Annotated in this window: 20 protein-coding genes; all 20 read right to left on the bottom strand. The window is 59.1% G+C overall.

The annotated features are described in order from the left end of the window. Nucleotides 1-97: 97 nt before the first annotated feature. Nucleotides 98-1,354: a hypothetical protein gene (locus MCM46_18665; GenBank protein MCG3113832.1), complete on the bottom strand. Its 1,257-nt coding sequence runs from the start codon at nucleotides 1,352-1,354 to the stop codon at nucleotides 98-100. A 2-nt stretch (nucleotides 1,355-1,356) separates the two neighbouring features. Continuing rightward, the gene (locus MCM46_18660; protein MCG3113831.1) at nucleotides 1,357-1,770 is read right to left on the bottom strand and encodes a hypothetical protein; all 414 of its coding nucleotides are present in this window, start codon (nucleotides 1,768-1,770) and stop codon (nucleotides 1,357-1,359) included. After that, nucleotides 1,760-2,257, bottom strand: coding sequence for a DUF4150 domain-containing protein (locus MCM46_18655; protein MCG3113830.1), 498 nt, complete (start codon nucleotides 2,255-2,257; stop codon nucleotides 1,760-1,762). The genes MCM46_18660 and MCM46_18655 overlap by 11 nt, the downstream gene beginning before the upstream one ends. A 16-nt stretch (nucleotides 2,258-2,273) precedes the next feature. Then, on the bottom strand, nucleotides 2,274-3,344 hold the full coding sequence (locus tag MCM46_18650) for a hypothetical protein (protein MCG3113829.1): 1,071 nt from the start codon (nucleotides 3,342-3,344) through the stop codon (nucleotides 2,274-2,276). Next, a complete protein-coding gene (locus tag MCM46_18645; protein ID MCG3113828.1) occupies nucleotides 3,341-4,357 on the bottom strand; it encodes a DUF2169 domain-containing protein in 1,017 nt (338 codons plus the stop codon). The genes MCM46_18650 and MCM46_18645 overlap by 4 nt, the downstream gene beginning before the upstream one ends. 42 nt (nucleotides 4,358-4,399) lie before the next feature. Continuing rightward, entirely contained in the window at nucleotides 4,400-4,897 is a 498-nt protein-coding gene (locus MCM46_18640; protein MCG3113827.1) for a DUF6484 domain-containing protein, read from the bottom strand. Between the two features lie 17 nt (nucleotides 4,898-4,914). After that, nucleotides 4,915-7,044 (bottom strand): type VI secretion system tip protein VgrG, encoded by a 2,130-nt coding sequence (gene vgrG / locus MCM46_18635; GenBank protein ID MCG3113826.1) that lies wholly within the window; start codon nucleotides 7,042-7,044, stop codon nucleotides 4,915-4,917. A gap of 115 nt (nucleotides 7,045-7,159) precedes the next feature. Beyond that, a complete protein-coding gene (locus MCM46_18630) occupies nucleotides 7,160-7,516 on the bottom strand; it encodes a four helix bundle protein (protein ID MCG3113825.1) in 357 nt (118 codons plus the stop codon). A 110-nt stretch (nucleotides 7,517-7,626) separates the two neighbouring features. Next, nucleotides 7,627-10,257, bottom strand: a complete 2,631-nt coding sequence (tssH, locus tag MCM46_18625; GenBank protein MCG3113824.1) for a type VI secretion system ATPase TssH — start codon at nucleotides 10,255-10,257, stop codon at nucleotides 7,627-7,629. A 105-nt stretch (nucleotides 10,258-10,362) separates the two neighbouring features. Next, entirely contained in the window at nucleotides 10,363-11,394 is a 1,032-nt protein-coding gene (gene tssG / locus MCM46_18620; GenBank protein ID MCG3113823.1) for a type VI secretion system baseplate subunit TssG, read from the bottom strand. After that, nucleotides 11,358-13,118, bottom strand: a complete 1,761-nt coding sequence (gene tssF, locus MCM46_18615; GenBank protein MCG3113822.1) for a type VI secretion system baseplate subunit TssF — start codon at nucleotides 13,116-13,118, stop codon at nucleotides 11,358-11,360. The genes tssG and tssF overlap by 37 nt, the downstream gene beginning before the upstream one ends. A 69-nt stretch (nucleotides 13,119-13,187) precedes the next feature. After that, complete coding sequence (locus MCM46_18610; protein MCG3113821.1) at nucleotides 13,188-13,985, bottom strand: hypothetical protein; 798 nt, start codon at nucleotides 13,983-13,985, stop codon at nucleotides 13,188-13,190. A gap of 30 nt (nucleotides 13,986-14,015) precedes the next feature. Beyond that, nucleotides 14,016-14,432, bottom strand: coding sequence for a type VI secretion system baseplate subunit TssE (gene tssE, locus MCM46_18605; protein MCG3113820.1), 417 nt, complete (start codon nucleotides 14,430-14,432; stop codon nucleotides 14,016-14,018). Nucleotides 14,433-14,443: 11 nt separating this feature from the next. Then, nucleotides 14,444-14,932: an Hcp family type VI secretion system effector gene (locus MCM46_18600; GenBank protein ID MCG3113819.1), complete on the bottom strand. Its 489-nt coding sequence runs from the start codon at nucleotides 14,930-14,932 to the stop codon at nucleotides 14,444-14,446. A 250-nt stretch (nucleotides 14,933-15,182) separates the two neighbouring features. Then, nucleotides 15,183-16,670, bottom strand: coding sequence for a type VI secretion system contractile sheath large subunit (tssC, locus tag MCM46_18595; protein MCG3113818.1), 1,488 nt, complete (start codon nucleotides 16,668-16,670; stop codon nucleotides 15,183-15,185). Nucleotides 16,671-16,764: 94 nt separating this feature from the next. Continuing rightward, nucleotides 16,765-17,250 carry a type VI secretion system contractile sheath small subunit gene (tssB, locus tag MCM46_18590; protein ID MCG3113817.1) on the bottom strand — a complete coding sequence of 162 codons (486 nt, stop codon included), beginning with the start codon at nucleotides 17,248-17,250 and terminating at the stop codon, nucleotides 16,765-16,767. A gap of 34 nt (nucleotides 17,251-17,284) precedes the next feature. After that, entirely contained in the window at nucleotides 17,285-18,868 is a 1,584-nt protein-coding gene (tssA, locus tag MCM46_18585; protein ID MCG3113816.1) for a type VI secretion system protein TssA, read from the bottom strand. Nucleotides 18,869-18,962: 94 nt separating this feature from the next. Next, nucleotides 18,963-19,943 (bottom strand): type VI secretion system-associated protein TagF, encoded by a 981-nt coding sequence (gene tagF / locus MCM46_18580; protein MCG3113815.1) that lies wholly within the window; start codon nucleotides 19,941-19,943, stop codon nucleotides 18,963-18,965. Nucleotides 19,944-20,046: 103 nt separating this feature from the next. Then, nucleotides 20,047-23,652: a type VI secretion system membrane subunit TssM gene (gene tssM, locus MCM46_18575; protein ID MCG3113814.1), complete on the bottom strand. Its 3,606-nt coding sequence runs from the start codon at nucleotides 23,650-23,652 to the stop codon at nucleotides 20,047-20,049. Further along, complete coding sequence (icmH, locus tag MCM46_18570; protein ID MCG3113813.1) at nucleotides 23,649-24,344, bottom strand: type IVB secretion system protein IcmH/DotU; 696 nt, start codon at nucleotides 24,342-24,344, stop codon at nucleotides 23,649-23,651. Before icmH ends, tssM begins: the two co-directional genes overlap by 4 nt. Nucleotide 24,345 lies beyond the last annotated feature (1 nt).

Raw genomic sequence — 24,345 nt, 5'->3', positions numbered from 1 at the left:
CTCCTCGTTCCTTTAAGTTAGGATGCCCTCCCGTACAGCTCCAAACCAAAACCAAAATCAAAAGGAGGGCTCGCCGTCCGATACGTTCCTCTTCTATTTAGAAAAATCGCGTAAAACCTTTGAGACCCGGCGCGTAGAGGTCCACCTTGCGGACCGACTTATCGCAGACACTGCAAAAAACGTCCTTTTCGTATGTGGTGGTCCACCACATGGTGCAGGCGTTATCGTTGCAGTGGGACTTTTTGGAAGGGTCATGGACTTTGTCATAGGTCGATTGTTCTTTCAGCCCCCCCGTTCCGTCGGGGACCATTCCAATTTTGTGTCCGCTCTCGTGGATGAGAATCGACTTTTTTTTCGCATCGGAGTAGGCCCGGTCATACCAACCACGCGTGGCGATCACGATGATATTTTGTGTCGGGAAAGACCACCCGCCATGAAAACCGGTGGCGACATTGACCTTGGCTTTGATCTTCCCCGTCACCCCCTCCGGGAAGTTTCGGGTGTTCACCGTAATCTCCGTATAGGTCGATGTAACGTCCGGGTCGGGAATCGGAAAGGTCTGCTCCGAGCCGTCTTTGGTATAGATAAAAGCGATCATCTTATTCCAGGGGGCCGCCGTGGATGCCTTATCGATATTCTTCCAGAGTTGTCCTCCCCCAAGCGGCACCGCCACGCTCCCGCTTGCTTTGGAAACACCGGTCTTTTCGACCACCTTCTCGGTCGGCCCTTGCGCCAGGCAGTCGGCCCAGACCACCGCAAAGCAGTAGGGATCTTTCGCATCGTTGTATTTGTCTTTGGCCAGATTAAACAGACGCGAATATTCGCTCCCTTTATAATCAAAGTTATAACTCCGAGCGACCGCTCCTTTGGAGGCGATTTTAACCAGGCTGATCTCCCGTTTGTTCTTCTTGAATTCCGTTTCCCAGAAGCCGAACGAAGAGAGGCCGGTCACCCCCGTCATCTCGATCACCTGATAGAACAAGCGGCGGTGTGTTTCGAACTCGTCGGGGAGATCCTTTTTCTTCCCCTGGTGCTCCACGGCGAATTTGAATTTATCGCCCCCCGCGGCGGAGAGTTTCACCTCCCATTTCGCCTTCCCCTCGTCCGAAATCTTCGCCGTGGCCGTTTTGTCGTGCGCCAACTTCGACTCTTCCGGCTCGTACACGGCATTTCCGCCGTCGGGCTTGACCTCCAAGGTCGCGATGGTCGTCGCATCTTTTTTGTCGAACGACGCCTCGATATAAACCTTGCGCCCCATCACGTCGGCGCTGTCGACCCCATCCCCCACGAAGGTCGCTTTTTTGACCGTGGAGCTGTCTTCCGAAGGGAGATTGACCCACTGTTTTTTAGCCATCGTTACTTATCCCAATCAAACGCGATCACTTCTGAAAGAAAGGTGTGAACCGAGGCGAGCACAAAATAGCGTCCCTGTCCGGACGGAAGTCCCGCCGTTTCCAGATCGATATTAAAAAAAGCCTGCTGAAAACCATTTTCCACCAGAACATCTTCATCAAACACGATCTCGCCGCGGACCAGCGGAAAAGAGAACGACCGCAACGTAGGGCCATAGGTGCAGATGACGGCGACATTGTGGAGGAGGGTGTCCGACAGCGACGAAACCGCCTCGCTGGAAAGACGGCAATGCCCCCGCAACAAGGGAGACCGGCCGGGCAGACCGCTCACTCCGATGACGATCCCCTCGGTCCCGGAAGAAAGGATCGGCGCCCCCGGAGAATAGACAAACGGCTTCGCCTCCACCTCACTTTTCATATTCCTCCGCCGTGATCGCCTTGACGCTGGTCAGATTGACCTCTTGATCATTCTCGGGGACCGGAACGACCACCAAGGGGGCTTGGACTTCCGGCATCGGCGGGGTATTCGGAGAAGACATTTTGTTCTGCAGCATCATGTCGCCGAGGCGGGGGACCCCCTTTCCTTCCACTTTGACATCGAACGAATAAAGGATGAACTCCGCCTTCCCTTTGGTGGTGTTCGAGACCACCCCGCCCCCCGCGCTCCCGGCTTCGTCTCCGGTGCTGGTGGAAAAATTCGATCCGTCGAGCATGATCGGGTTGCCGTCGACCTTCACCTTTTTGCTCCCTTTGGCCGTGTCGCCCGACTTCGCGATATTCGGATAGGGAATGGGGATCGGACCGGCGGGCGAAGGGGTTTTACAGACGTCGGGAAAGGCCATCGCAATTCCGCCGCTCCCCGCGTGGACGACGGTTCGGAAATTCACATTGACGGTGGCCCCCATAAATCGCTCCCTTGTTCTAGTTCGGTTTCCCGATCCGGCAGGCCGCCCGCTGGCCGGAATCGGAAGAGGCCCAAAGAAAGGCCTCATCGGCGGGGGCATAACCGCGGGCAAATGCCCGGCAGGCGATCACGATAAAAAGCGCGCCGGAGGCGGCCCCCACATCGCCGACGCAATCGGCCGGATGCGATAGCTTTTTCAATTGGCCGAAAGAGGCGGCCGATCGACACAACACCATCCCCCATTCCCGCGACCGGCCGCTCTCCCCGTTCAGGTCGCAGATCACCCAGGCGGCCGACCGCTCCTTCTCCTCCCCGTTGAGCTGAGCGAGCGCGTCCGCCAGACCCCGGCCGCTGGACGCCTTTTCGGAGGCGATGTTTTCTTTTTCGACCCCGCGGCCAAGGCCGCCGATCTTCGCGAGAACCGGCGCTTTTCGCCCCTTTGCATGTTCGGCTGTTTCGAGGAGCAACAACACCGCAGACTCTCCCGGGATAAAGCCGTCCACATTCCGCTCGCTCTTCAAACGGTACGTCTCATCCAGCCGATCGATCGACTCCTTGTCCAAATAGGAATCGACCCCCAAGACGATGCAGAAGCGGCACGCGCCGGACCGGAGCAGTCGGGAAGCCGCGTCGACGGCGGAGAAGACACCGGTCTGTCCTTCTTGGAAGACTTGTTGAATCGGGCCCGGCTCAATCGCCAATCTTTTGAAGTATTCTCCGATAAAGGCCTTCTCATATCCGGAGAGATGCCCCGTTCGCTCGGCGGCCGGAAGGCTGACGAGAACGGCCGCCGATTGAAAGTCGTCGCGCCGCAGCTTTCCACTTGAGATCAAATCCTTCATTGGCGCGAGGGCCAGCTGCATCAGACGTTCAGGAAGCAAGGCTCCCGGATCGAAAGGAACCACCGGGGAGACCATCGCCAACTGCGGCTCGCTCAGCGGAGGTTCCGGCAACCGCGGCGTGTAATACGGGTGCGCCTGAAACCGGTTGATCCCGGCCCGGATCGAGGCACAGGTTTGCTCCACATTCGCGCCGACCGGGGAGATCGCGCTGACACCGGTCACGACGATCTGATCCGCCTGCTTCATCCGGCCTTCTCCTTGACCCTCACGCGATCGATATATAAAAATTGCTTGAAACAGGGAGCGGTCGCGCGCCAGGTCAACAAGAGCCTTTTTTCATCCGGCTCGATCACCACGGTGTCCAACACGGGGATCATCGCGCTTTCCTTGCCTTTGATCCAGAGCGAAATATCGAAACGGCGCGCCGGAAGTTTAAATTTCAACTCCCCCTCCGGGGAGGCATTCACCACCCGCACCGGCTCCCCCCCTTTGAAGTGGGGCCGGGCGATCAGGTCGGGAGAGGCCCCGTTGAAAAAGGAAGGATCGAAATCGGATGGGAGCATCGGGAACCGCTCTTTCTGCCATTTCTCATCATAGGTGCCGGCGTATTTCACCCGGGGGGCCCAATCTCTTCCGATAAAGCCGAATCCGGCGGGAGCCGGTTTGTCGTCCCACCCCTTGATCGGCATTCCGGGATCTTCCAGGTTGGGGAGCGGCATCCCCTCCAGATTTTTCTTCGCAATTGAGAACCCGGTCCCGACCGGATTTCTCTTTTCATAATCGTGCTTGGCCGGATCGGGGTCCGAGGCGTCGTTCCCTCCGAAAGCCCGCTCATACACCAGCGGGATTCGATCGAACGGCTCCGGCCCGCTCCACCGCCACATCCCGAGCGATTTTCCCCATTTTCTGTCGCCGATCACACGGACCGTTTTGTTGAGCGGGCCGACCTGCAGCTGAACGTCGATCTCGGCGGAACGGCCGCCTCCTTTGGCATAGGCATGGCCTTTCAGGATGACGTCGGTTCCGCTCTTGATTTGGCAGGTATCCGATTCATACTTCACGCTCGAAACCCCCGGCTCGCCATAGAATTCGTCTCCCCATGCCAAGGGGATCTGCGCCTCGGAAACCGAAAGCGACTCGTTATTTTTTACGAGATCAAACGTTCCTTTGATGGCGATCGCCACGTAATCATACCCCTCCTTATCGAGGCAGGGGATCATTCCGACTTCAAAGGGGGTCTGATTTCTAAGTTCTAACATTGGGCTTCAACAGGGTCGTTCGTGAGAGCGGTCATTGCTTTCTTAATTGATCTGAACACTTCCCCCCTTGATCCGGTTCGGCCCCGACGATCGGGAGAGAAGGTGGGTTCCCTTGATAATAATTTTTCCATCTTTCCGAAGCGTAATGCTCCCGGCGCCGCACTTGAGGACAACCTCTTCCTCGGCCTCGATCGTCACCCGTTTTCCGTCGACGACGACCTCTTTCGGCGGATCGGACGGTTTTGGAGCCACTTCCATCGAGACGAGCGCTTCGAGCGGCTCCTCCATCAGGCCGATGATGATCGGGCGATTCGGATCGCCGACCTCGAAGAGGAGGAGGACGTCGCGCCCCCGATTCCCGGGCTTGATCAGCTCGCTTCGACTCACCCCGGAAACCGATCGCGCGACCCGCGCGCTCCCCTCGTATTCCACCAGCACTTCTCCCGCCGGTCCGGGGGAGAGAAGACGTCCAATGCGCGGGGAATGGTATTGGTTATGCAATACCTCCGCACCCTCTCGGTATAATTCCTGTTTCGCCATCCGTGCGCTCCGCAAACCTAGTTTTGCGTGATCTTCGATCCCTTGATGACGACGTCGCCATCCCCTTTGATGTTGATCTTATTTCCCTTGATGGTGATATCCCCGTTCTTCTTGAGGGTGATGCTGGCATCCCCCGCTTTCAGAACGATCTCTTTGTCGCTCGTGATGCTGATTGCGTCGCCGGCCTGGATGGTGAGCTTCTTCTCGACCTTTACGCCGAGGTCCGCGCCGATGTCGACCGTTCCCTTCTTCCCCGCTTTGACCTCCGCGTTCTCCGTCACTTTCAACGAGAGATTTTTCCCCACGGAAGAGGTCAGATTCTTTCCAATCGTGACCTCGGCATTTTCGCCGACCGTCTCGGTCTGATTCTTTCCGACAGACAGGGACTGGTTTTCGCCGACCGTGACACTCTGGTTCTTTCCGACGCTGATCGTTTCGTCTTTGGTGATCGTGATGCCGGCGTTCTCCCCGATCGACTCGGTATGATTTTTCCCGACCGTAATCGTCTTGTTCTCGCCGACATCCTCGCTCTGATTTTTAGCAACCTTTTTACTCCGGTCGTTCCCGACCTCCAGGCTTTCATCATGGCCGATCTTCTGGTTCTTGTCGTTCTCGATGCCGATCGTCCAGTCCTTTTGGCCGTGGACGTAAATCTCTTCGCTCCCCGCGGCGTCCTCGAACCGAATCTCGTTCGACCCTTCCCCCCCCGGTGAGCTGTTCGTCTTGATGGTGCTCTTCGTCTTCTCGCCCGGAAGGGCATAGGGGGGAACGTTCATCCCGTTATAAACCGCGCCGATGATGATCGGCTGATCGGGATCCCCTTCTAAAAAGGAGACGACCACCTCCTGCCCGATCCGCGGGATAAACATCGATCCCCATCCCGGCCCGGCCCAGATCTGCGCCACCCGAAGCCAGCAGGAGCTCTTCTCATCTTTCTTCCCCTGGCGGTCCCAGTGGAACTGAACTTTCACCCGCCCGTGTGTATCGGTGTAGATCTCCTCTCCCGCCGGTCCGACGACGACGGCGGTCTGCACACTCTGAATCGTGGGACGCGGGGTCGTCAGCGGCGGGCGGCAGGGAATTCCGGACGGGATACATTCGAAGTCGTTCTGATAAACCGGTTCTTCCCCCTTTCCCCCCGTGTCGGCCCCGAGGACCTGGGGTTGGCTTCCGCTTTGCGAAACGCGAATCAAGAGATAACTCTGAGCGAGGGAGGCCCGTGGATAGCGGTCTAATTTAAAGGTATAGCCCGGGATGAATCGCCGGCAGTCGCTTTGTCCCGACCCGACCTGCCGGGTTGCCTGAAACGCCTCCAGGCGCGACTTGGCGAGCTCTTTCCCCTCCTCCGGAGCGACATACTCTCCGGGATAATCGTAGACCTCCAGCTTTCCATCCCCTGCCGCCGTTGCGGTCTGGTCGAGCTTCAGTTGCGGTTTTTTAAAGTCATAGTCGCGCAGAACAACGGCGCCGGAGCGGATCCCCTGATTGAATCGGAATTCAGTCACCGTCTCTCCCTCAGGCGATCCCCCCGTGGAATAGAGCACCTGCTCTTTCCCCTCGATCGCCACGTGCGCCACCGAGTCGTCTCCGATGACCATCACATCCTTCTCGACGGTATGCTCGAAAAAGTAGAAGAGGCCGTATTGCTCCATCAGCCGGGTGATGAAGGAAAGGTCGCTCTCCCGGTACTGAACGCAGTAGTCGCGCGGTTTGTAGCTCCGCTTTGTCGAAAACCGGAATTGATCGCTTGAAATCCCCCTGTCGGTGAGGACCTTCTTAATGATATCGGGGATGTTCAGGTTCTGGAAAATCCGGCAGTCGGCGAGACGCGAGAGAGGCCAGACAGTTGGAACGATCCCGGCCCGATAACAGGTCCAAGACGCGATATTCCCGGTCTGCTCGAAAGAGTGGACCAGCCCGTGGACGATCCGCTTCCCCACCGACCCGCGCAGCGTCAGGGCGGCAGGCTTCCCGAGAACGTCGTCGAAGTTAATCCCCCCGTTCTTCGAAGCCAGATCGACGCTGAAGTGAAACAGCTCCGAGACCGCCTCTGTTCCGGAGAAACGGACCACCTTCAGCAGATCGGCTGCCTGCCCGTCGATCTTGAGGGCATAGTCGGTCTCATTTTTTGCTCGGATGATGGCCATGGAAGACTCCAAAATGAAGCTGTCAGCATTCAGCTTTCAGCGGTCAGCTTAAAAAAACCCAGATATTTTAAAACACTTTTTTTTACTTTTAGCTGAAAGCTGATCGCTGACAGCTTCATTCTCCCCTCAGCTTCTCAATAAAGGATGAGAGCATTCGTTTTACTTCTATGACTTGTTGTTCAAGGTGTCTATAATCTTCATCTTTAATGAATTTCAGATCCCGTGCCAGCAGGATGTGATACTCTGTCTCACTTGCAGAGCCCATTGCGATCTGAAGGAATCTTGCAAATTCGGCATCACCAAATCGGCCACATCCCTCTGCTATATTGGCGGGAATAGAAGCACTCGACCGACGAATTTGACTCGTTAACCCATATCGCTCTTCTTTTGGAAAAGATAAGGTCGCTTGGTAAATTGAAAGCGTTAATTCATGTCCCTTTTCCCAAACCTTGAGTTCTCGGAAATCTTTCATTGGCCTGGCTTCCGGGTAAGAAGATGGCTGTCAGCCGTCAGCACTCAGCTTTCAGCTTGAAGCATCTAAATCATTAGCTGACGGCTGAAAGCTGATCGCTGATCGCTTCCCTAATGACTTATTTCCCCGAACGTCAGCTTAAACCCACCATTGTCGTCCAATCCTAAACTCAATTTGTCCGGCAGCGGCCCCCCCCCGATCCGCTCCAGGATCTCGGTCGAGATCTTCGGCAGCAGCGTCCCCTGGAGAATGTGATCGACGTTCCGCGCGCCGGTCTCTACCTCGGTGCAGCGCTGGACGATCTGCTCCACCACCGACGGATCGTACTCCAGAACCATCCGCTGACTCTCCATCAGCCGCGCGCCGACCTGGCGCAATTTCAATTCGACGATCCCCTTCATGGCGGTCGCGTCGATCGGATAATAGGGAACAACGGTCATCCGCGCAAGGAGCGCCGGTTTGAAATGTTTGCTCAACACCGGCCGGATGGCGCTGCTGAGATCGTCCACCGCCGGCCGGTTGCCGTCGGCGCAGGACTCCATGATGATGTCGGTGGCGAGGTTGCTGGTCAAGAGAATGATCGTGTTCTTGAAGTCGATCACCCGTCCCTCGCCGTCGGAGAGCATCCCCTTGTCGAAGACCTGGTAAAAAAGGTTGAGCACTTCGGGGTCGGCCTTCTCGACCTCGTCGAGGAGGACCACCGAGTAAGGACGCTGGCGGACCGCTTCGGTGAGGATTCCCCCTTCTCCATAGCCGACATACCCCGGAGGCGATCCGATCAGGCGCGAGACGGTGTGCTTCTCCTGGAACTCCGACATGTTGATCGTCACCATGAAGCGCTCTCCGCCGAAGAGAAGATCGGCGAGCCCGAGCGCCGTTTCGGTCTTGCCGACGCCGCTCGGCCCGACAAGGAGGAACACCCCCATCGGCGCCCGCGGATTTCCCAATCCCGCCTTGGCCGCCCGGATCCCCCGCGCGATCGAGTCGATCGCATGGTCCTGCCCTTTGATCCGGTTGATCATCCGCCCGTTTAATTCGAGGACCGACCGGGCCTCATCCTGGACCATCTTCCCCACCGGGATGCCGGTCCAGTCGGAGATCACCTTCGCGATAACGTCGGAGTCGACCTCGATCTTGATCAGCGGATCATTTCCCTGAATCTTCGCAAGGGCCTCTTTGGCCGCTTTAAGCTCTTTCTGCAGCGGCTCCCGCGCCGAGGCATTCGTCTCCGCGGAAAGTTTCTCGCGAAGCCCCTTCACCTGCTCGGCCGCTTCCTTTTCTTCTTTCCAACGTTTTTCCAGCTGGGACAATTCGTCCCGGAGCCCCGCGATCTCCTCGTCGACTTCTTGGACCCGCACCGGGTCGATCTCGGCGCCGCCGGCCATGTCGCGCTGATAGGCCGACCGCTCCCGCTCCAGGACCTGAATCCGCCGCTCGGTGTCTTCGAGGTGGCTCGGCCGGTTGGTCATCCCGATCTTCACCCGGGCCGCGGCGGTATCGAGGAGATCGACCGCCTTGTCTGGAAGCTGCCGGCCGGAGATGTACCGGCTCGACATCTTCGCCGCCGCCACCACGGCATCGTCGAGAATTGGAATCTTGTGCGACGCTTCGTATTTTTCCCGCAATCCGCGGAGAATGACGACCGCTCCCTCCTCCGACGGCTCTTCGAGGCTGACCAGCTGGAATCGCCGCGCCAGCGCGGCATCTTTCTCGAAATATTTTTTGTATTCCGACCAGGTGGTCGCGGCGATCGTCCGCAGCTCGCCGCGGGCCAGCGCCGGCTTCAGCAGGTTGGCCGCGTCGCTCATCCCCGCGGCCCCGCCGGCCCCGATCAACGTATGCGCTTCATCGATGAAGAGGACGATCGGCTTCGGCGACGCCTTCACCTCGTTGATGACCGACTTGAGACGATTCTCGAATTCTCCCTTCACCCCGGCCCCCGCCTGGAGCAACCCCATATCGAGGCCGAGGATATCGACCCCCTTCAAAATGTCGGGGACGTCCCCCTGGACCACCTTCAGCGCCAATCCCTCGACGACGGCGGTCTTGCCGACCCCCGCCTCGCCGACGACGATCGGGTTGTTCTTCCGGCGACGCGCCAGGATGTCGATCATCTGCCGGATCTCCCGATCGCGGCCGAAGACCGGATCGATCTCCTCGCTGCGGGCCCGCGCCGTAAAATCGATCGTGAACCGGCCGAGCGCCGTCTCTTCTCCACGCGACGCCGCCCCGGTTGTTCCCCCTTCTTTCGGCCTCTCGGCCGCCTGCTCCGAAGAGCCGGTGGTGATTTCGGAAAACTTTCTCTTCAACTCATCGGGACGGATCGCCTCCAATAACTCGACCGCCTCGTCCAAGCCATACCGGCTCGGATTTCCGAGCAGCGCCGCAAGCAGCGCCCCGGAGCGGATCTCGCTTAAACCCAAATCGATCGATCCGATCAGCCAGGCCTCTTCCACCCACTCCAGGAGCGTCGGGGAGAAAACCGGCTTTCCGGCGTTGCCGCTGCGAAGGCTCTCCAGCTCCCGCTGAAGCGTTTTCTGAAGACGGGAAGGCTCGATCCCGAAATGTCTCAAGATCGTCTGGATATCGGCGGCCGGGTCCTCCGCCATCTGCATCAGCAGATGGGGAACGCCGACTTCATAATGGCTGCGCGAGACGCAAAGCCCCGCCGCCGCCTCCAAGGAACGGGTGGAGAAACGGTTCAAACGCCGAAGCAAAGATTTGATATCGACACCGATCATAATGATCTCCTTATTATAAGGAAGCTTTCAGCGGTCAGCACTCAGCTCTCAGCGAAAGGATTCTAAAATCTTTAAGCTGAAAGCGGACGGCTGATCGCTGATCGCTTAATTTAAACTTCTCTCCAACACCACCGATTTCGCCCGCCCATCCTCGAATTTTTCCGTCGGGAGCCACGTGGTCCAGCCGAGCCGGCCTCCCCCCTGGCTCTTTAATTGAAGCGGCAAGATCTCTTCCCCATGCACCTGCAATTCGATGTCGAACTCCAAAGGGTCGTTCAAGAAGAGGACAATCAACGCATTCAGCATCCGGAACGATTCTCCATCCGGAAGAAACGATAAATAGGCGTCATATCGCATCGGGCCGAGCGCCACCCGGAATTGGGCGCTTCGGCTCAAGACCTTCTCCCCGAGCGAAGCGTCGACGCCGAGCCGGTTGTTCCCCCTTCCCAGCCGAATCCGCTGCTCCGGTTGAATCGTCACCCACCGGGCCACCCATTGGACGACATGGACCGGAATCCCGCCGAAGAAATCGCTGACCATTCCCTCCAGCGCGGCGGCGGAGCGGGGCTTCTGCGTCAGGAGCCCGGCATACCGGATCAAACGGGCGGCCGGAATCCCGACCCGATCGGTCAGGCCGGCGGTGCCGAGGCCGATGAAGCCGAACATCCGCCGGGAGAAGGCGTCTTTCCCCTCCCCTTCGAACTGAATGTGATACCGGTACTTCTCCCAGCAGCGGTAGAAAAGAGAGAGGAGCCGATGGTGAAAAAGATCGATGAAGGCCCGGACCGGATCTTCGTCGGGGTCCCGGCGAAGCATCTCCTCCGTATAAAAGACCGGCAAGGGAGAAGTACTCCCATAGAGGCCGAGAAAGCTCGTCGTGATCCGAACGCGGGCCGGCTGATCCTCGGCCGCCGGGATCTCCTCCACCGAAACCACATCGGAGGCGGGAAAGCCGAGCGACGCATCGGGCCGGAACCGGAGGATCTCCCCCGAGGCCGGTCCCTCGCCGCCGACGCGCGCGCGCGGCTGATGGTATCGCTCCAGCAGCCGGACGAGTTGGAAGAACGAATACCGCTCGGCCTCCTCAAAAGGCCGCCCTTCTAAAGGGCCATCTGTCGACCGATCCTCGGCGGCCATGAATAGACCTCTCCTTGTTGAACCCCCTTCACCGTCAATCGGCTGAAAGAATTAAGGGAGACGTAAAGCGACAAAAACTCGTTCAACACCGTCGCGAAAAGGAAAAGATCCCCCTCCCCGTCGAAGTGATCCTCCTTCATGGAAAGAGAGGTCGCGATCCCCCGCACCGGCGCGCCGCGGAAGAGGAGATCCTCCCCCCGGTTCTCGATTCCGATGATTCCTTCCAGCCGGCGCTCATTGGCCCGGCCCGCCTGCCGGTCATAGAGCGACGGGAAATTATAGAGCTCCAAAATCCCCCGCAGCGCTTCGACGCTGGAAAGAGAGGTATAGTTGAGCGAAAGATGCGAGATCAGCCGCCAATAAAGATCCCCCCCCACCGGGGGCCGGATCGCCGGGGTCACCTTGGTAATATTCCGAAACCGGGCGAACTCCGGCGAGCGGTCGGTCGGGACCTGGATGTCTCCCACACGGAGCTTGCCGGGAAGCGCGCGGTTCGTGCAGGTGAGGTGGAAAACGACCGTCTCGGTCGGCGGCACGACCGTCGTCTGCTCCCCATTCACAAACGAAACGGAGGTGTCGGTTCCGTCCCCCACCACCGCCCCCCGAAGCCGCGTTTGATAATAGGTGAGCCGGCGCCCCGCGGGACCGAGGTGATGCTGGAAGGAGACGAACGGCGGGTACTCCTGCTCCTCCGCCGTCCCCCGGACCCATCCCACCGACCGGTCGACCGAATACGTCTCATACTGGATCGGACTCGCCCCTGCGGGCCGGATCGGATATTCAACCCGCTGATGGTTGATCCGGATCGGATCGGATTCCATTTGAAAAAGATTGACCACCGGGGTGCAGAAGAGACGGACATTCTCCCGGGTGATGTGAAGGGAAGCGGCCGGCGGCTGCGAGAAGACAAAATCGATCTCAAACGCCTCCCCCTTCATCGTTTTGGTCACCGGAAGAAGACCGGTCAAGGTCGTAAAGAGGAACTTTTCCGGAAAGGTAAAGTACTCCTGGAGGTATCGGTAGCCGTCGAACGCCCCTTTGGGATAAGGAAGCAGCGCCTCCTCCTCGGAAAATCCCCCCGCCTCGATCCGGCCGGGAGGAAGGGTGCTTTCCTGAGAAGGTTTTCCCTGAACGATGGCGCGAACACGAACCTCGGAAACATACCGGCAAAGCCAAAGATAAAGGGTGTAGGCCGGGTCGCCGTGAAGGAAAAATCGAAGGGTCTCCAGGCGAACCTGCGAGAGGGTCGTTCCCGGGCTCAGTTTGAATCGAAGACGCAAGGCCGATCGTCCGTCGGGTAAGGTCTGGACAAGCGTTTCCTCTATGCTGAAAGGATAGAGATCGAGATCAAAAGCGGTGCGGAATCGACAGGGAATCCCTTCGACCGGAAGGGAGGCGACTTCGGTTCCGCGCGGGACCGGTTGCCGCTCCCGGACCGCCCCGGTGATCGGTGTAAACTCGACGATCGACATCGACGGAATCGGCCGCAGATAGTGCGGCCACATGAGGCTCATGAGCGCATGGATCAGCTCGGGGAATTCATCATCGAGCTTCTGGCGAATCCGGCCGGTCAGAAAGGCAAATCCTTCCAGCAGCCGCTCCACATCGGGATCGCTCCCCCGGTCGGCCAGGAAGGGGGCCGCCGCGGGATAAGCCCGGGCAAACTCCCGCCCCATTTCCCGGAGGAAGGTCAGCTCGTCTTGGTAGTATTTGTTGAAGGCCATGGTTTTTCTTTTGTAGGGGCGCAATCATTGCGCCCACTCAACGGTATTGAAGAAGCAGGGCGTGATGAATCACGCCCCTACGAGATCCACAATCGTTACCTCGGCCTGATCGGTTCCGGGATGGCCGCCGAACATCACCTTGGAGGGATGTCCTTCCACTTTAATATAATACGAGTCGTTCGGGCCGATCTTGTTCTGCACCGACCAGGCGGTGTATTCGACGCCGCTCACCTCGGCCTTAATCCCCTGCGTCGCGTATTCAAGCACGCTCTTCTCGGGAAGCTGGCCTTTCGGTCCCACCAGATGATGGGAAATCTTTCCCTCGCCGCTCACGCCGAACATCACCCCCTGCCACTCTCCTTCGCGCGGCCCCACCTCGAACCACTGCCCGATATAGGGATGGCCGGTTGCGCTCAACCGGAAGTCCCCTGTCGGGCCTTCCGGTTTTTTCAGAAAGGACGCCGCAATTTTCGCGGCCCAACCGGCATCGGCGGACGAAAGAAACCGGAGCCCCCGCATCAGGGTCGGCATCGCCTCCGTCTCGGGAACCGTGTCCAAGCTGAGGCAGAGAATCGGGAAGCCGGCCCCGCGGCCATCCCGCGCCATCGCCATCACCAGCGACAGGCCGTAACGATACCGCGCCGACCGGAAATCTTCCCCTCTTCCGGCAACCAGCCAGAGATCGGCCTGCGTTGGATCTTGAAGCGTGGTGCCGAGATCGTACCAGGCCATCTTCTCCAAATCGTCGATCCAAAGGGAGCCGCTCACCTGCAATCCCACGGTGGTCAGCGCCTTTAAAGCACCTTCAGGTTGAGGCGCTTCTTTTCCCGCCGGCAACCAGGTTACCCATACTTTTTTCCCGGCCATTGTTCCACCTCCTTGCGATGATTGCCGCCCCTACCCCCGGATTTCGATCTGTCCCGTCGGCGTCACCGCCGTTTCGAACCAGACGGAAGCCTCATCCCGCTCGGTCACCAGCTCGGCCGTAATTTCGAATCGGATGTTCGTCGCGATGTCCTGCGAAGGGACATAAGTCACTGTGACGTTTCTGAGACGCGGCTCGAACTTTTCGATCGAATTGCGGATTCCCCGCTGGACCACCTCGACCATCTCCGGCAGGTTCTGGATAAACTCCGTCACATCGGGCATGCCATACTCGGGCTGGGTCAACGAATGGCCCTGCTTGGTATTGAGCATATTCCGGAGATGACGCAAGATGGAGTCGGCCAGCTCCTGCGTATTCTCCTCGACGGTTAACGGGCGGTACCCTGTTGGATCGGCAAGCCGCTCCAACAGGGACCTTTCACGCGCCATTGCTTAAACCTCTACTCGATCGGAACGACCCAATCGTCCTGCGCTTCGATCTTGTCGATCTCATGTCTCCAAGAGGCCTTTCTGTAGGTGAAGGCGAGCTCTTCCATATGACCGTAAGAAGACATCGATTTGTCGAGGCAGTTCGGCATCCAGGGCCGGATGGAGACCACCACGGCGTCTTCCAAGGTGATGGTGAAGTATTGCTCCTCGGTCCCTTTCATGGAAACCCGATAGAATTTGAGGGTCACGTTGGTCAGATGCTCCCCGGTGCAGAGGGCTTGATAGAGCATGGGAGAAGCTTTGTCGAATTCCTTGACGACCTTCATCGCGCCGTGGATGCGCTTTCCGGTGGACAGACCGGTTTGGATGTCGGTGGGGATGCGGATCTCATGGTCGAGGGCCTGGACGAGGATCGTCCCTTCCCGTCCCTTCATGGTGCAGTTTCCTTTGATGTCCCCCTGCTTTTCTCCCTTCAGGGTCATGTGTGCTGGCATCGGCATGGTCATTTCCTCCTTCGTTTAGTTGTGAGTGTCATTCCGTTGAGTGATTCTCTTTCGAAACCCGATCGGCATCTAATGCAAAGGGAATACCACTTCGGATCATCGATCAAAAAGAGGAGCGATGGCATTCAATCCGCCCTTTCCTCTATTCTGAGCGGGTCTTTCTTTTCGGGATCTTCGTTTTGAAGCGTCCCGCTTCGCTCCCTTTTTCCGTATTTCAAAATAGGATTCCGACTTCCGGAAACCGCCGTTATTTTTTATCGAGCTTCCCGACCAGCGAGAGGGTGAAGAAGGAGCCCATATACTTGAAGTGCGGGCGGACCTTCATATCGACCTTATACCAGCCCGGATCTCCCTCCACATCGCTGACGGTGATCTCGGCTTGGCGCAAGGGCCGCCGTCCGCGGACCGCCGGATCGACGACGTCTTGATCGGAAACATACTGCCCGATCCACTTGTTCAGCTCCTTCTCCAGATCGACCCGCTCCTTCCAGCTTCCGATCTGCTCGCGCTGTAGGACCTTCAGGTAATGGGCCATCCGGTTCATGATCATCATGTAGGGAAGCTGCGTGCCAAGCTTGTAATTCGTCTCGGCCTCTTTTCCCTCTTTGCTCTGGCCGTAATACTTCGGCTTCTGGCAGGAGTTGGCCGAGAAGAAGCAGGCATTGTCGCTCCCCTTCCGCATCGCCAATCCGATGAATCCCTCCTCCGCCAGCTCGAACTCGCGCCGCTCGGAGATCAGGACCTCGGTCGGGATCTTGGTCTCGAGCGCTCCCATCGATTCGAAGGTGTGAACCGGGAGATCTTCCACCGCGCCGCCGCTGGTCGGCCCGATGACGTTGGGGCACCACCGGTACTTCGCAAAGCTGTCGGTGATCCGGGTCGCGAAAGCGAACGCCGTGTTCCCCCAAAGGTAGCTCTCATGGCTCTTGCTGACATCCTCGGTATAGGTGAACGCCTTGACCGGATTATTCTCCGGATGATACGGCAGCCGGAGCAAGAAACGGGGGAGGGTCAAGCCGACGTAGCGCGCATCCTCCGATTCGCGGAAAGAATTCCACTTGATATACTGCGGCCCCTCGAAGATTGATTTGAGGTCTTTCAGATTGGGAAGGCCGAGGAAGCTCTCCTGCCCGAAGAACTGCGGTCCCGCCGCGGCGATGAACGGCGCATGGGCCATCGCCCCGACGCTGGCGGCATATTGGAGGAGCTTCACATCCTGCGGGCCGGGCCCGAAGTCATAGTTGGCGATCATCGCTCCGACCGGTTTGCCTCCGAACGTGCCGTATTCGGCCGTGTAGACCGATTTATAGAGACCCGACTTCGTGATCTCCGGCGCGTCCTCGAAGTCGTTGAGAAGATCTTCCTTGGAGACGTTCAGGAGCTCGAACTTGATATTCTCACGGAAGTTGGTCCGGTCGACCGCGAACTTCAGCCCCCGCCAGGCCGATTCGATCTTCTGGAAGGTCGGGTGATGCATGATGGCATCCACCTGGGACGACAGCTTCCGGTCGATCTCGGCGATCATATCGTTGATGACCGTCTGGTGGACCTTCGCCCCTTTTCGATCGGGGGTCAGAAGCTCGGCGATAAACGCTTCCACGCCGCGCTTTGCGATCGAGTATCCCTCCTCGGAGGGTTTTAATTTCGTTTCCTGCAGGATGGTGTCGAGCAGAGAGGTCTCTCCCTCGGCTGTTTCAACCGCCCCCGCCTGCTTCTCTTCTGTTTGTTCCGCCATGTTCTTGTCTCCTTATTGATTAAGAAAGCGATCAGCCATCAGCCGTCCGCTTTCAGCAAAATATTTCTTGAGCTGATTGCTGAACGCTGAAAGCTTATTTGTCCCCGCCCAATTCTTTAAGCAATTTTTCTCGGGCCGCCACATCGGAGATGAGGCCTTCGATCTTCTTTCGAAAAGCCGGGATGTTCCCCAACGGTCCTTTGAGCGCCTGGAGCGCGGTTCGAAGCTGAAGAAGTTTGTTGAGCTCGGGGACCTGCTCCACCACCGATTCGGGACCGAAATCCTTCATCTTCTCGAATTTCAGGTTGACCGGAAGCTCTTCCCCTTCTTTTCCGGAGAGCTTGTTCGCGACATTCAAAGAAATCTTCAGCTCTTGGTTCCGCATCACCTCTTCGAAATTATCTTTATCGATGTTGATCGGCTTCCGGTCTTCGAGAGCCGTCTCGTCGGACCGCAGCGTATAATCCCCCATCATGAGCATCTTCAAGGGAAGCTCGACTTCCGCCTGCGCCCCCCCCGTGGCCGGTTTGTAGACGATATTGACCCGTTCCTTCGGTGCTACGGATGATTCTTTTGCCATTGGTTTTCTCCTTTTTGAATGAATACCAAAATTTTTATTTCCTATCCAACTCCAACGCCGAGACCGGATCGAGCCGGCTGATCCTTCCGTAAATCGCCTCCGCCCGTCCGGCCCACTCGGGCGATCCCGGATCGGAATCCCGGGACAACCGGCTCAACACGCGCCAGGAGGCCCGAAGCACTTCCAGACTCAATGCCGGCTCCCACTCTTCCAAGGAAAAACGGTCGATCTCCCGTTGAAGCACATCGAGTTGAGAGAGGGCCACCTTCGGATGCCCGGCATCCAGACAAAGCTGGGCCAACTCCAGCTGCAATAGAAACCGCTCGCGCCGCGACGCGGCCCCATTGATTCTTCCTTGAAAAAGAGCGACCGCCCCCTTCGCCTCTCCCTGTCCGAGAAGTTGATTGGCCTGCGCCCGCGTCTCTGCAATCCGCGCGTCTGCGGCGCCTCCCTCCCCGGCGCCGGTCGAAGCGCCATTTCCTCCGGAGAGGACCTCTTTCTCAATCCACTGCTGCGTCTCATCGTCGGCAAAGGGGGTCCCGTCGGCGAAACGGCATCTCGGCAGATCGGGAAGCCGCTGCAGCAAGATCCGAACCTCACCCAACACGGCGCCTTTGATTCCGGCATAAGAAGAACCGAGATTGGAAAGGGCCAGCGCGCTGAGGCGCTGTAGGTCGAGCCAAAACGGATTTTCCGGAAGTTGCGCTTCGACCTGATCCACCAGATCCTTCCACCCTCTTTGCTCCACCAGCAGGCGCCCACTCTCCACCAGATGGGAAGGGGGGGCCGGAATGCGGGTCTCCCAATCGGTATGAGCCGGAAGCCCGTCGAACCGCGACCAGGTCAGCGCGCGCATGATCTGGTAGGGCCATGGGTTCGTCGGCTGCTGGCCTCGGACGACGTCGGCGGCACGGCGGATCACGTCGCCCGCTTCGCCGAAGGCCCGCTCGGCCTCTTCAATCGACTCTATCTTGCCGGAAGAGATCGCCGGTCCGGCCGCCTCTGCCGGCGTCGAGGCGCTTGGCGCTGGCGATTCGGTCCGGGCCGTGGCCGCTTCGGCGCTCTCGACCTCCCTGGCCCACTGGTCGACGGCGCGGCGCAGATCGCCAAGCCCCGGAGAATCGTTTGCGAGTTTCTCGCCGAAATATTTCTCAAGAGCGTCGATTTTCTCGCTGCAGGCGCGAACCTCTTTTCCCTCGCCGGGAACCGGTTTCTTCCGCCCGACCGCCACGCCCCCTTTTTCGGAAAGCCAGATCAGCGCGTTGATCCGCGCCCGCATCCGCTTCGTCTCCGGATAAAGGGTCTCCCAGAACGCTTCGACCATCCCCTCCATGCAGGAGAGCCCCGCCAAAAGACCGGCGTATCCCCGTTGCTCAAGCAGTCCGACGGAGACGTAGCTGGCCACCAGGAGATCCTTCGATTTCTTTTCCAAAATCTCCCGACCGGATCCGATCACCTCTTTCCATTGGACCGGGCCGCCGGAAAGCGCCTCCAGTTTTCCGATCTCCGCCTGAAGCTTCTCAAAGAGCGGATCATATTTGGCCGAATCCCCCGAAGGGGCGTCGGAGCGAATCGGCGTCGACCCGATTCCAACCCACTCTGCGATTTCGTCACTCATCAGAGACTCCGAAAACAATTCCGTTCTATCTTTATGTAGGGGCGCCATTCATGGCGCCCTCCGGGAGGGCGTGATAAATCACGCCCCTACGACATCACACCGTCCCGATCGCCTCTAAAAAAGCCGCCAGCGACATCTCGCCATTCTCTAAAACCGCCCGCCGGCCGGCATCGACCTTTTCTTTTACCGTCTGAAGTTCAACCGCCGTCTCCGGCGCCAACTCATACGCGGTCCCGCCGTCGAGACTCGGGGCGATCAGGGAGAGAAAACTCTTCGCCGAGGGGGCCCCCATGAAGAGCATCATCCAGGGGGTCCCTTTCGCCGGCGTTCGATTCCAGAATAAGTTGAGAGCGGTCGGAGGCCGCTTCAGCATCCGCGCCATCAAATCACTCCAGAAGGGGATATCCTCGTTGCGATTCTTCTCCGAAGCGATCAACGGAAACCGTAAACCGAAACCCAGCCGGTTTGAAGAAATTTGGCGCATCGGCCCCAGAATCGCCAGGAGATTCTGATCGACTTGATATTTTTTCGGGTGCTCGAACTCTCCGAAGAGCGCCGTCCAGAAGGCCCGGCTCGGCTCCCCCTGTAAAAATCGCCGATAGTTCTCCTCCGCCGCCGCGGGGGCGCGGTCGTCCGGAATGGGAAGGGTCAGCCGTTCGAGATGCTCCAGAAACTCCTTCAACCGCATGCCCGACCCGCCCGACCGCGCCAGCGCGGCCGCCTCATTCAAAAAAGAGGCGTACGTCATCGGGGCGAATTGAATCGGCGCGGCGAACCGCTTCCGGTCGACCCTCAGGAAAAGAAAGAAGGGGTAGGAGCGTCCCGCCTGATCCCGGCTCGGCACCAGGGTCCCGATGAGAAAGCTGTCGGTCCCCTCCACCTGAAAAACAAAGTTCCACGGATCGGCCTGAAAATAATCGGCCTCCCATCCCCTCCCCAACCGGGACTTCCCGGCGAGGATTCCTTCCTGCAGCCATTGATCGAGCGCGCGGACCTCTTCACCCGACGCGCGAAAGCGAATAAAATCGGAATGGATCGGGAGTTTTCCGAAGCAGCCGAAGGTTCCGTTTCCCAAGGAAGATGCTCCTCTCAAATCTGGATTGTAGGGGCGATCCTTGTGATCGCCCGCTCTTTTTCCTAATTAGGACAGGGGCGAATACAAGATTCGCCCCTACAAATTACCCAATCCTATTCGGACACAACGTCTCTGAGAAGAATCCCGGCTTGAAAGGATTCTTCACACTCTGCGCTCTGAGGTCGTAACGGACTTTAATCGCCTTTCCATCCGGCCCCTTCAGCTCCCACTCGATCTTGTAAACGATACTGCTGACCGGGGTGATTTTTGCCGCGTCGAGGAGCTTGAAGAAACCCCATCGACCGCCATACTGCTGCATCTGCCGGGAGCCGCCGCTCTGGACCTGAAGCATCGCCCCCGGTGTCCCGGACGTTCCGGGCCAGGAGAATTCATGCCATTCCTGCGGCTCGTTCCGGTATCGGAGATCCTTTCCGTCGGCGGAGAGAAGGATCTCGGTGACTCCGGAGCTCGGGTAGGGATAGAGGCTGAACGACAGCTTCAGATCGGGATTCCCCCTCGGGAAGAGACTCTCCGAGAGGTGCCGGGCCCGCCGGAGCGACTCCAGAAAGTCGGGCGACATCGCCGGGGCGGCCGAGGTCCGCTTGACCTCCCATTGCCGGCTCCCCTCTTCCACAAACGGCTTGAGCTCCTTCTCGTAGAACTTCCAGAGGGTCCCCTCTTGCGGATGGAAAAACTCCGCGATGTCGGTCAGGGTCGCATCTTCTCCCCCCTTCTTGAAGGGATACCGCCCCGCAATGCTCTGCTGGCACGGCTCGTAGACCTCACCCCGCCACCGGCGGTTCAGGTCGGCCATCGCCCCGCTCACCAGCCCGGAGGAGGCCATCTTGAACGGCTCCAGGAAAATCGGCGCCACCACCCGGCGGACCTCCGCGTCGGTCGTCTGGAGAAGGCGCTCGGCGTTCCTTTGAGCAACGAAGAGATCGTTCGACTGCCCGCTCGCCATCCCCTGGACCAACGCCTTGGCCCCCGCTGCATCGCCCGATTCCGCCAGCGGCTGAAGAACGTCATACGCCCTGCGCAATTCGGCGACGAGACGGCTCACCGGGGGCTCTTTCTTCGGGTCGGCCGAGGTCACGAAATCATGAAATGATTGGAACCGGGTCGAAACCGGCGTCGGCTGAGAAGCAGCGGCGGGGGTCCCCTCCGTTTCGGCGGAACGCTCCATTCCAAATTTCTCCTTCACCCGCTCGACCATCCCCTTCATCGCACCCCCGCCGGGCTGCTGCGCCCCTTCTTTTCGAAGGTAGGTATTTCGATCGATCTCGGCGAAAAGCACCGCCAGCGGCGAATTCTCCTGCGAGAGAACCTCGAAGAGCTTCGCCGTCTCGGACATCCCCGCGGCGGGCCGCAGCCGGACCGATTCGATGAATCCGCGCCATTGCCGCTGGTATTCGTCGAAGTAAAGCTTCTCGATTCCCGCCGCCACCGTCGTCCGCTCCGGCTCCGGCTCGCCGAGGACCCACTCCTCCCCGCCGACCCCTTTTTCCTGAAGGATCCGATCGAGCGACTCTTTGAACGGGCCCTTCCATCCCGCCTCGGTGAAAATGGCCGGGATCTTGTAATCGCTGAGAAGCGCCCCCTCCCCGTCTCCTTTCAACGCGGCCTTAAGGGTGTACGGCTCCGACTTTTCCGATCCCTCCCGGCGGATGCGCGTGTAGAGGCGCTCCTCCAACGGAATCGCCCGAAGCCCCCGTCGAACCTCCTCGACCAGTTTTTCATTCAGTGTGAGCCGGGGAATCCCTTGTTGATTTGCGGCGCGGCTGTAAAAAGAAACCTGCTGGGCGATCCCGTCTTGAAGCCCCTCCGGAACTTGGTTCGCGTAGAGCGCCGGAAGCATCTCCCGCCAGATCTGCTGCAGCCGCTCGTCGAGGAAGGGCGGATCGAGATGGGCCGGATCGGACATCATCAGGTAGATCTTCAAAAGCATGTAGTAATAATCGAAGTCCCGGCCTTCCGGAAGCTGCCTGGGATTCGACGCGAACCGCTCCAGATCGGCTTCGATCGCCCCCTGCGTCGGGCCGAGGAGGAGCTGATTGAGCCGCTGGAAATAAAGATCCCGCATCGGCGGATAGAGGGTCCCCCCCCGGTAGAGACCGCCGCGCAGACGGAAAGGAATCCCCCCCTCCGCGTCGCTTTCGAGCCGGTCGAGCCCCTCCCGAAGCTGGTCCAGCTGCGTCACATTCTTCGGAAATTGCCGCTCGTCTCCCGGCGCCATCTCGGCCGCCGTCGACGCGCTCGACTTGATCGAGCCGAGATAGACCCGATTTCCGACGAAGGAGAACGAGAGACCGACGACGGAAAGGACCGTGACGAGGACCGACCCGACGAAGACCGCCACCCGCAGGGCGCCGCGTTGGCGGGTCATGGCGTTGGAAGGTCCCGCCAGAACCTGGTCCTGGAAGATCACATCGGTGAAAAGGTTCTTGATGAAGTAGCTCTTCGACTCGACTTCCGAGCCGAACGAATCGCTGACCGCCTCGGAAAGGCCGGAGGCGCGGCTGACGGCGGTGAGAATCCGGTCGATCGGCCTCCCCTCCTGCGTTCCGCTGGTGAAGTAGAATCCGCGGAAGATCGGATTCTCCTGATACGGATTGTGGGCGAAGACCAGCTCCACAAACCGGGCCATCTTTTCCCGTCCGGTCGCGATCTGCAGCGGAAACCCATAAACATCCCGGACCTTCTGCGCCCCCCGCGCGGAGGAAAGCCGCGCCAGCCGCCGGGCGTCGAGCGCGTTGAAGAGCTGGCCGAACTCCGCGTCGAAGAGCTGTTGCGGCAAGGCGCCGGCGGGGGGGTTCTTCGGCAGGGTCGCCCCCCAGATCTGCTCCCGCTCCGTTTTGCTGAAGTCTTCATAGAACTCGACAAAGCCGCGGATCAGATCGCACTTGGTAAAAAGAAGATAGACCGGAAAGACAATCCCGAGCCGCTGGATCAGCTCGTCTATTCTCGCCCGCATGTTTTTGGCGTGCCACTCCAGATCCTCCTCGCTCGCCTCCAGCAATTCGACGATGCTCATCGCCGCCAGGACCCCGTTGATCGGCTTCCCCTTCCGGTGTTTTTTCAGAAGATCGAGGAAGCCGTACCACTCCTCCCGGTCTTCATCCTGGGTGACGTAGCGGCCGGCCGTATCGAGGAGGACCGCCTCGCTGGTGAACCACCAGTCGCAGTTGCGCGTCCCGCCGACCCCCTGCACCCCGCGGCTCGACCCGCCGAGATAAGGGAACTGCAAACCGGAATGTAACAATGCGGTGCTCTTCCCGGAAGCGGGGGGGCCGATGAACATATACCAGGGGAGGGCATACAGGGCGGTCCTCCCGGAGCGGCCCTTCCCCAGCTTCGACTGCTTCAGCGCGGCGACCGCCTTGTCGAATTGGCCTCCGAGCTCCTCGATCTCTTCCTTCCGGTCGGGCCGGCTGCTAACCGCCTGCTCCTGCGCCTGTTTTTGAAGCGACTTCTCCAGCTGCTTTGCCCCCTGCTCGGCGCGGTAGCGGTCGATCACGAGGAAGAGCGACCAGAAGAAGAGGATGGCGACAATCAAAAAAAGCCGCGTTTCGAGCTTCTCCAGCCAGAGGGACGGGCCGGCGAACCAGATGAGACAGATCAGCAGAAAAATCGCGACGGCCGCCGTGACCCGGGGGAATCGGGTCATCGCATTGACGAGGGCTTTGAGACCTTTCAACAAAAACTTCATCGTCCCCCCCCGATCAACTGCTGGATCTCATTTGCGATTCCGTTGGCGTCCCGGCTGATGAGAAGCGAAAGGGAAATATATAAAAGGAAGACGATCGCAAAACAGGAGACGGCGACCACCCAGGAGGGAATCCCCTGCTTCACCATCTCGATCAATTCGTCCGGGCGCTTGCCGTGCGGCGAAAGGAGCGGGATCTCTCCCGGCCTCGGCTGGATCTCCCGGGCGAGCCCGTCGATCAGATCTTTGAGCTTCTCCCGTCCGTGGAGCTTGTATTGCCCCTCAAACCCGAGGACCAGGCAGAGATAATAGACCTCTACGACATCACGATTCGAAGAGATTGATTTGCGAAGGCCGTCGAGCCGGTTGAAGAACTCCACCCCGGCGACGTTTTCCCGGAAGAATTCATACTGCAGCGGCCGGGCCGACCAAGCGTCGCGATGGGGAGAAGGGACGCCGAGAATCATCTCGTCGAGGAAAGCGGCGATGGCGAAGCGCGCCTGCTGGACCGCGTCGTCGGGAACCGCGAGGCGTTTCGCCTCCCGCTCCGCCGCGTTGAACATCTCCACCAGCCGCATCCGCAATGCGTCCGGGGTGCCATAGTCGCGTGCGGTTTTCAGATGGGCCCCCAAGATGAACAGGTCGGAGAAGAGATCGACCAGCCGCTTCCTTTCTCCTGCATTCGCGCTTGCCATT

It is taken from the genome of Candidatus Manganitrophus morganii, assembly GCA_021651055.1.
GTDB lineage: Bacteria > Nitrospirota > Nitrospiria > SBBL01 > Manganitrophaceae > Manganitrophus > Manganitrophus morganii.
The sequence above is the reverse complement of the archived record's forward strand: the minus strand, read 5'-3'. Positions and strand labels throughout refer to the sequence as shown.

Coding starts and splice junctions, on each gene's coding strand:
- MCM46_18665 (MCG3113832.1), bottom strand. CDS start 1,354: ATGGCTAAAAAACAGTGGGTCAATCTCCCTTCGGAAGACAGCTCCACG.
- tssE (MCG3113820.1), bottom strand. CDS start 14,432: ATGGCGCGTGAAAGGTCCCTGTTGGAGCGGCTTGCCGATCCAACAGGG.
- icmH (MCG3113813.1), bottom strand. CDS start 24,344: ATGGCAAGCGCGAATGCAGGAGAAAGGAAGCGGCTGGTCGATCTCTTC.
- tssF (MCG3113822.1), bottom strand. CDS start 13,118: ATGGCCTTCAACAAATACTACCAAGACGAGCTGACCTTCCTCCGGGAA.
- tssC (MCG3113818.1), bottom strand. CDS start 16,670: ATGGCGGAACAAACAGAAGAGAAGCAGGCGGGGGCGGTTGAAACAGCC.
- MCM46_18600 (MCG3113819.1), bottom strand. CDS start 14,932: ATGCCGATGCCAGCACACATGACCCTGAAGGGAGAAAAGCAGGGGGAC.
- tssG (MCG3113823.1), bottom strand. CDS start 11,394: ATGGCCGCCGAGGATCGGTCGACAGATGGCCCTTTAGAAGGGCGGCCT.
- MCM46_18645 (MCG3113828.1), bottom strand. CDS start 4,357: ATGTTAGAACTTAGAAATCAGACCCCCTTTGAAGTCGGAATGATCCCC.
- MCM46_18640 (MCG3113827.1), bottom strand. CDS start 4,897: ATGGCGAAACAGGAATTATACCGAGAGGGTGCGGAGGTATTGCATAAC.
- MCM46_18650 (MCG3113829.1), bottom strand. CDS start 3,344: ATGAAGCAGGCGGATCAGATCGTCGTGACCGGTGTCAGCGCGATCTCC.
- MCM46_18655 (MCG3113830.1), bottom strand. CDS start 2,257: ATGGGGGCCACCGTCAATGTGAATTTCCGAACCGTCGTCCACGCGGGG.
- tssB (MCG3113817.1), bottom strand. CDS start 17,250: ATGGCAAAAGAATCATCCGTAGCACCGAAGGAACGGGTCAATATCGTC.
- tssM (MCG3113814.1), bottom strand. CDS start 23,652: ATGAAGTTTTTGTTGAAAGGTCTCAAAGCCCTCGTCAATGCGATGACC.
- MCM46_18630 (MCG3113825.1), bottom strand. CDS start 7,516: ATGAAAGATTTCCGAGAACTCAAGGTTTGGGAAAAGGGACATGAATTA.
- tssA (MCG3113816.1), bottom strand. CDS start 18,868: ATGAGTGACGAAATCGCAGAGTGGGTTGGAATCGGGTCGACGCCGATT.
- vgrG (MCG3113826.1), bottom strand. CDS start 7,044: ATGGCCATCATCCGAGCAAAAAATGAGACCGACTATGCCCTCAAGATC.
- MCM46_18660 (MCG3113831.1), bottom strand. CDS start 1,770: ATGAAAAGTGAGGTGGAGGCGAAGCCGTTTGTCTATTCTCCGGGGGCG.
- tssH (MCG3113824.1), bottom strand. CDS start 10,257: ATGATCGGTGTCGATATCAAATCTTTGCTTCGGCGTTTGAACCGTTTC.
- MCM46_18610 (MCG3113821.1), bottom strand. CDS start 13,985: ATGGCCGGGAAAAAAGTATGGGTAACCTGGTTGCCGGCGGGAAAAGAA.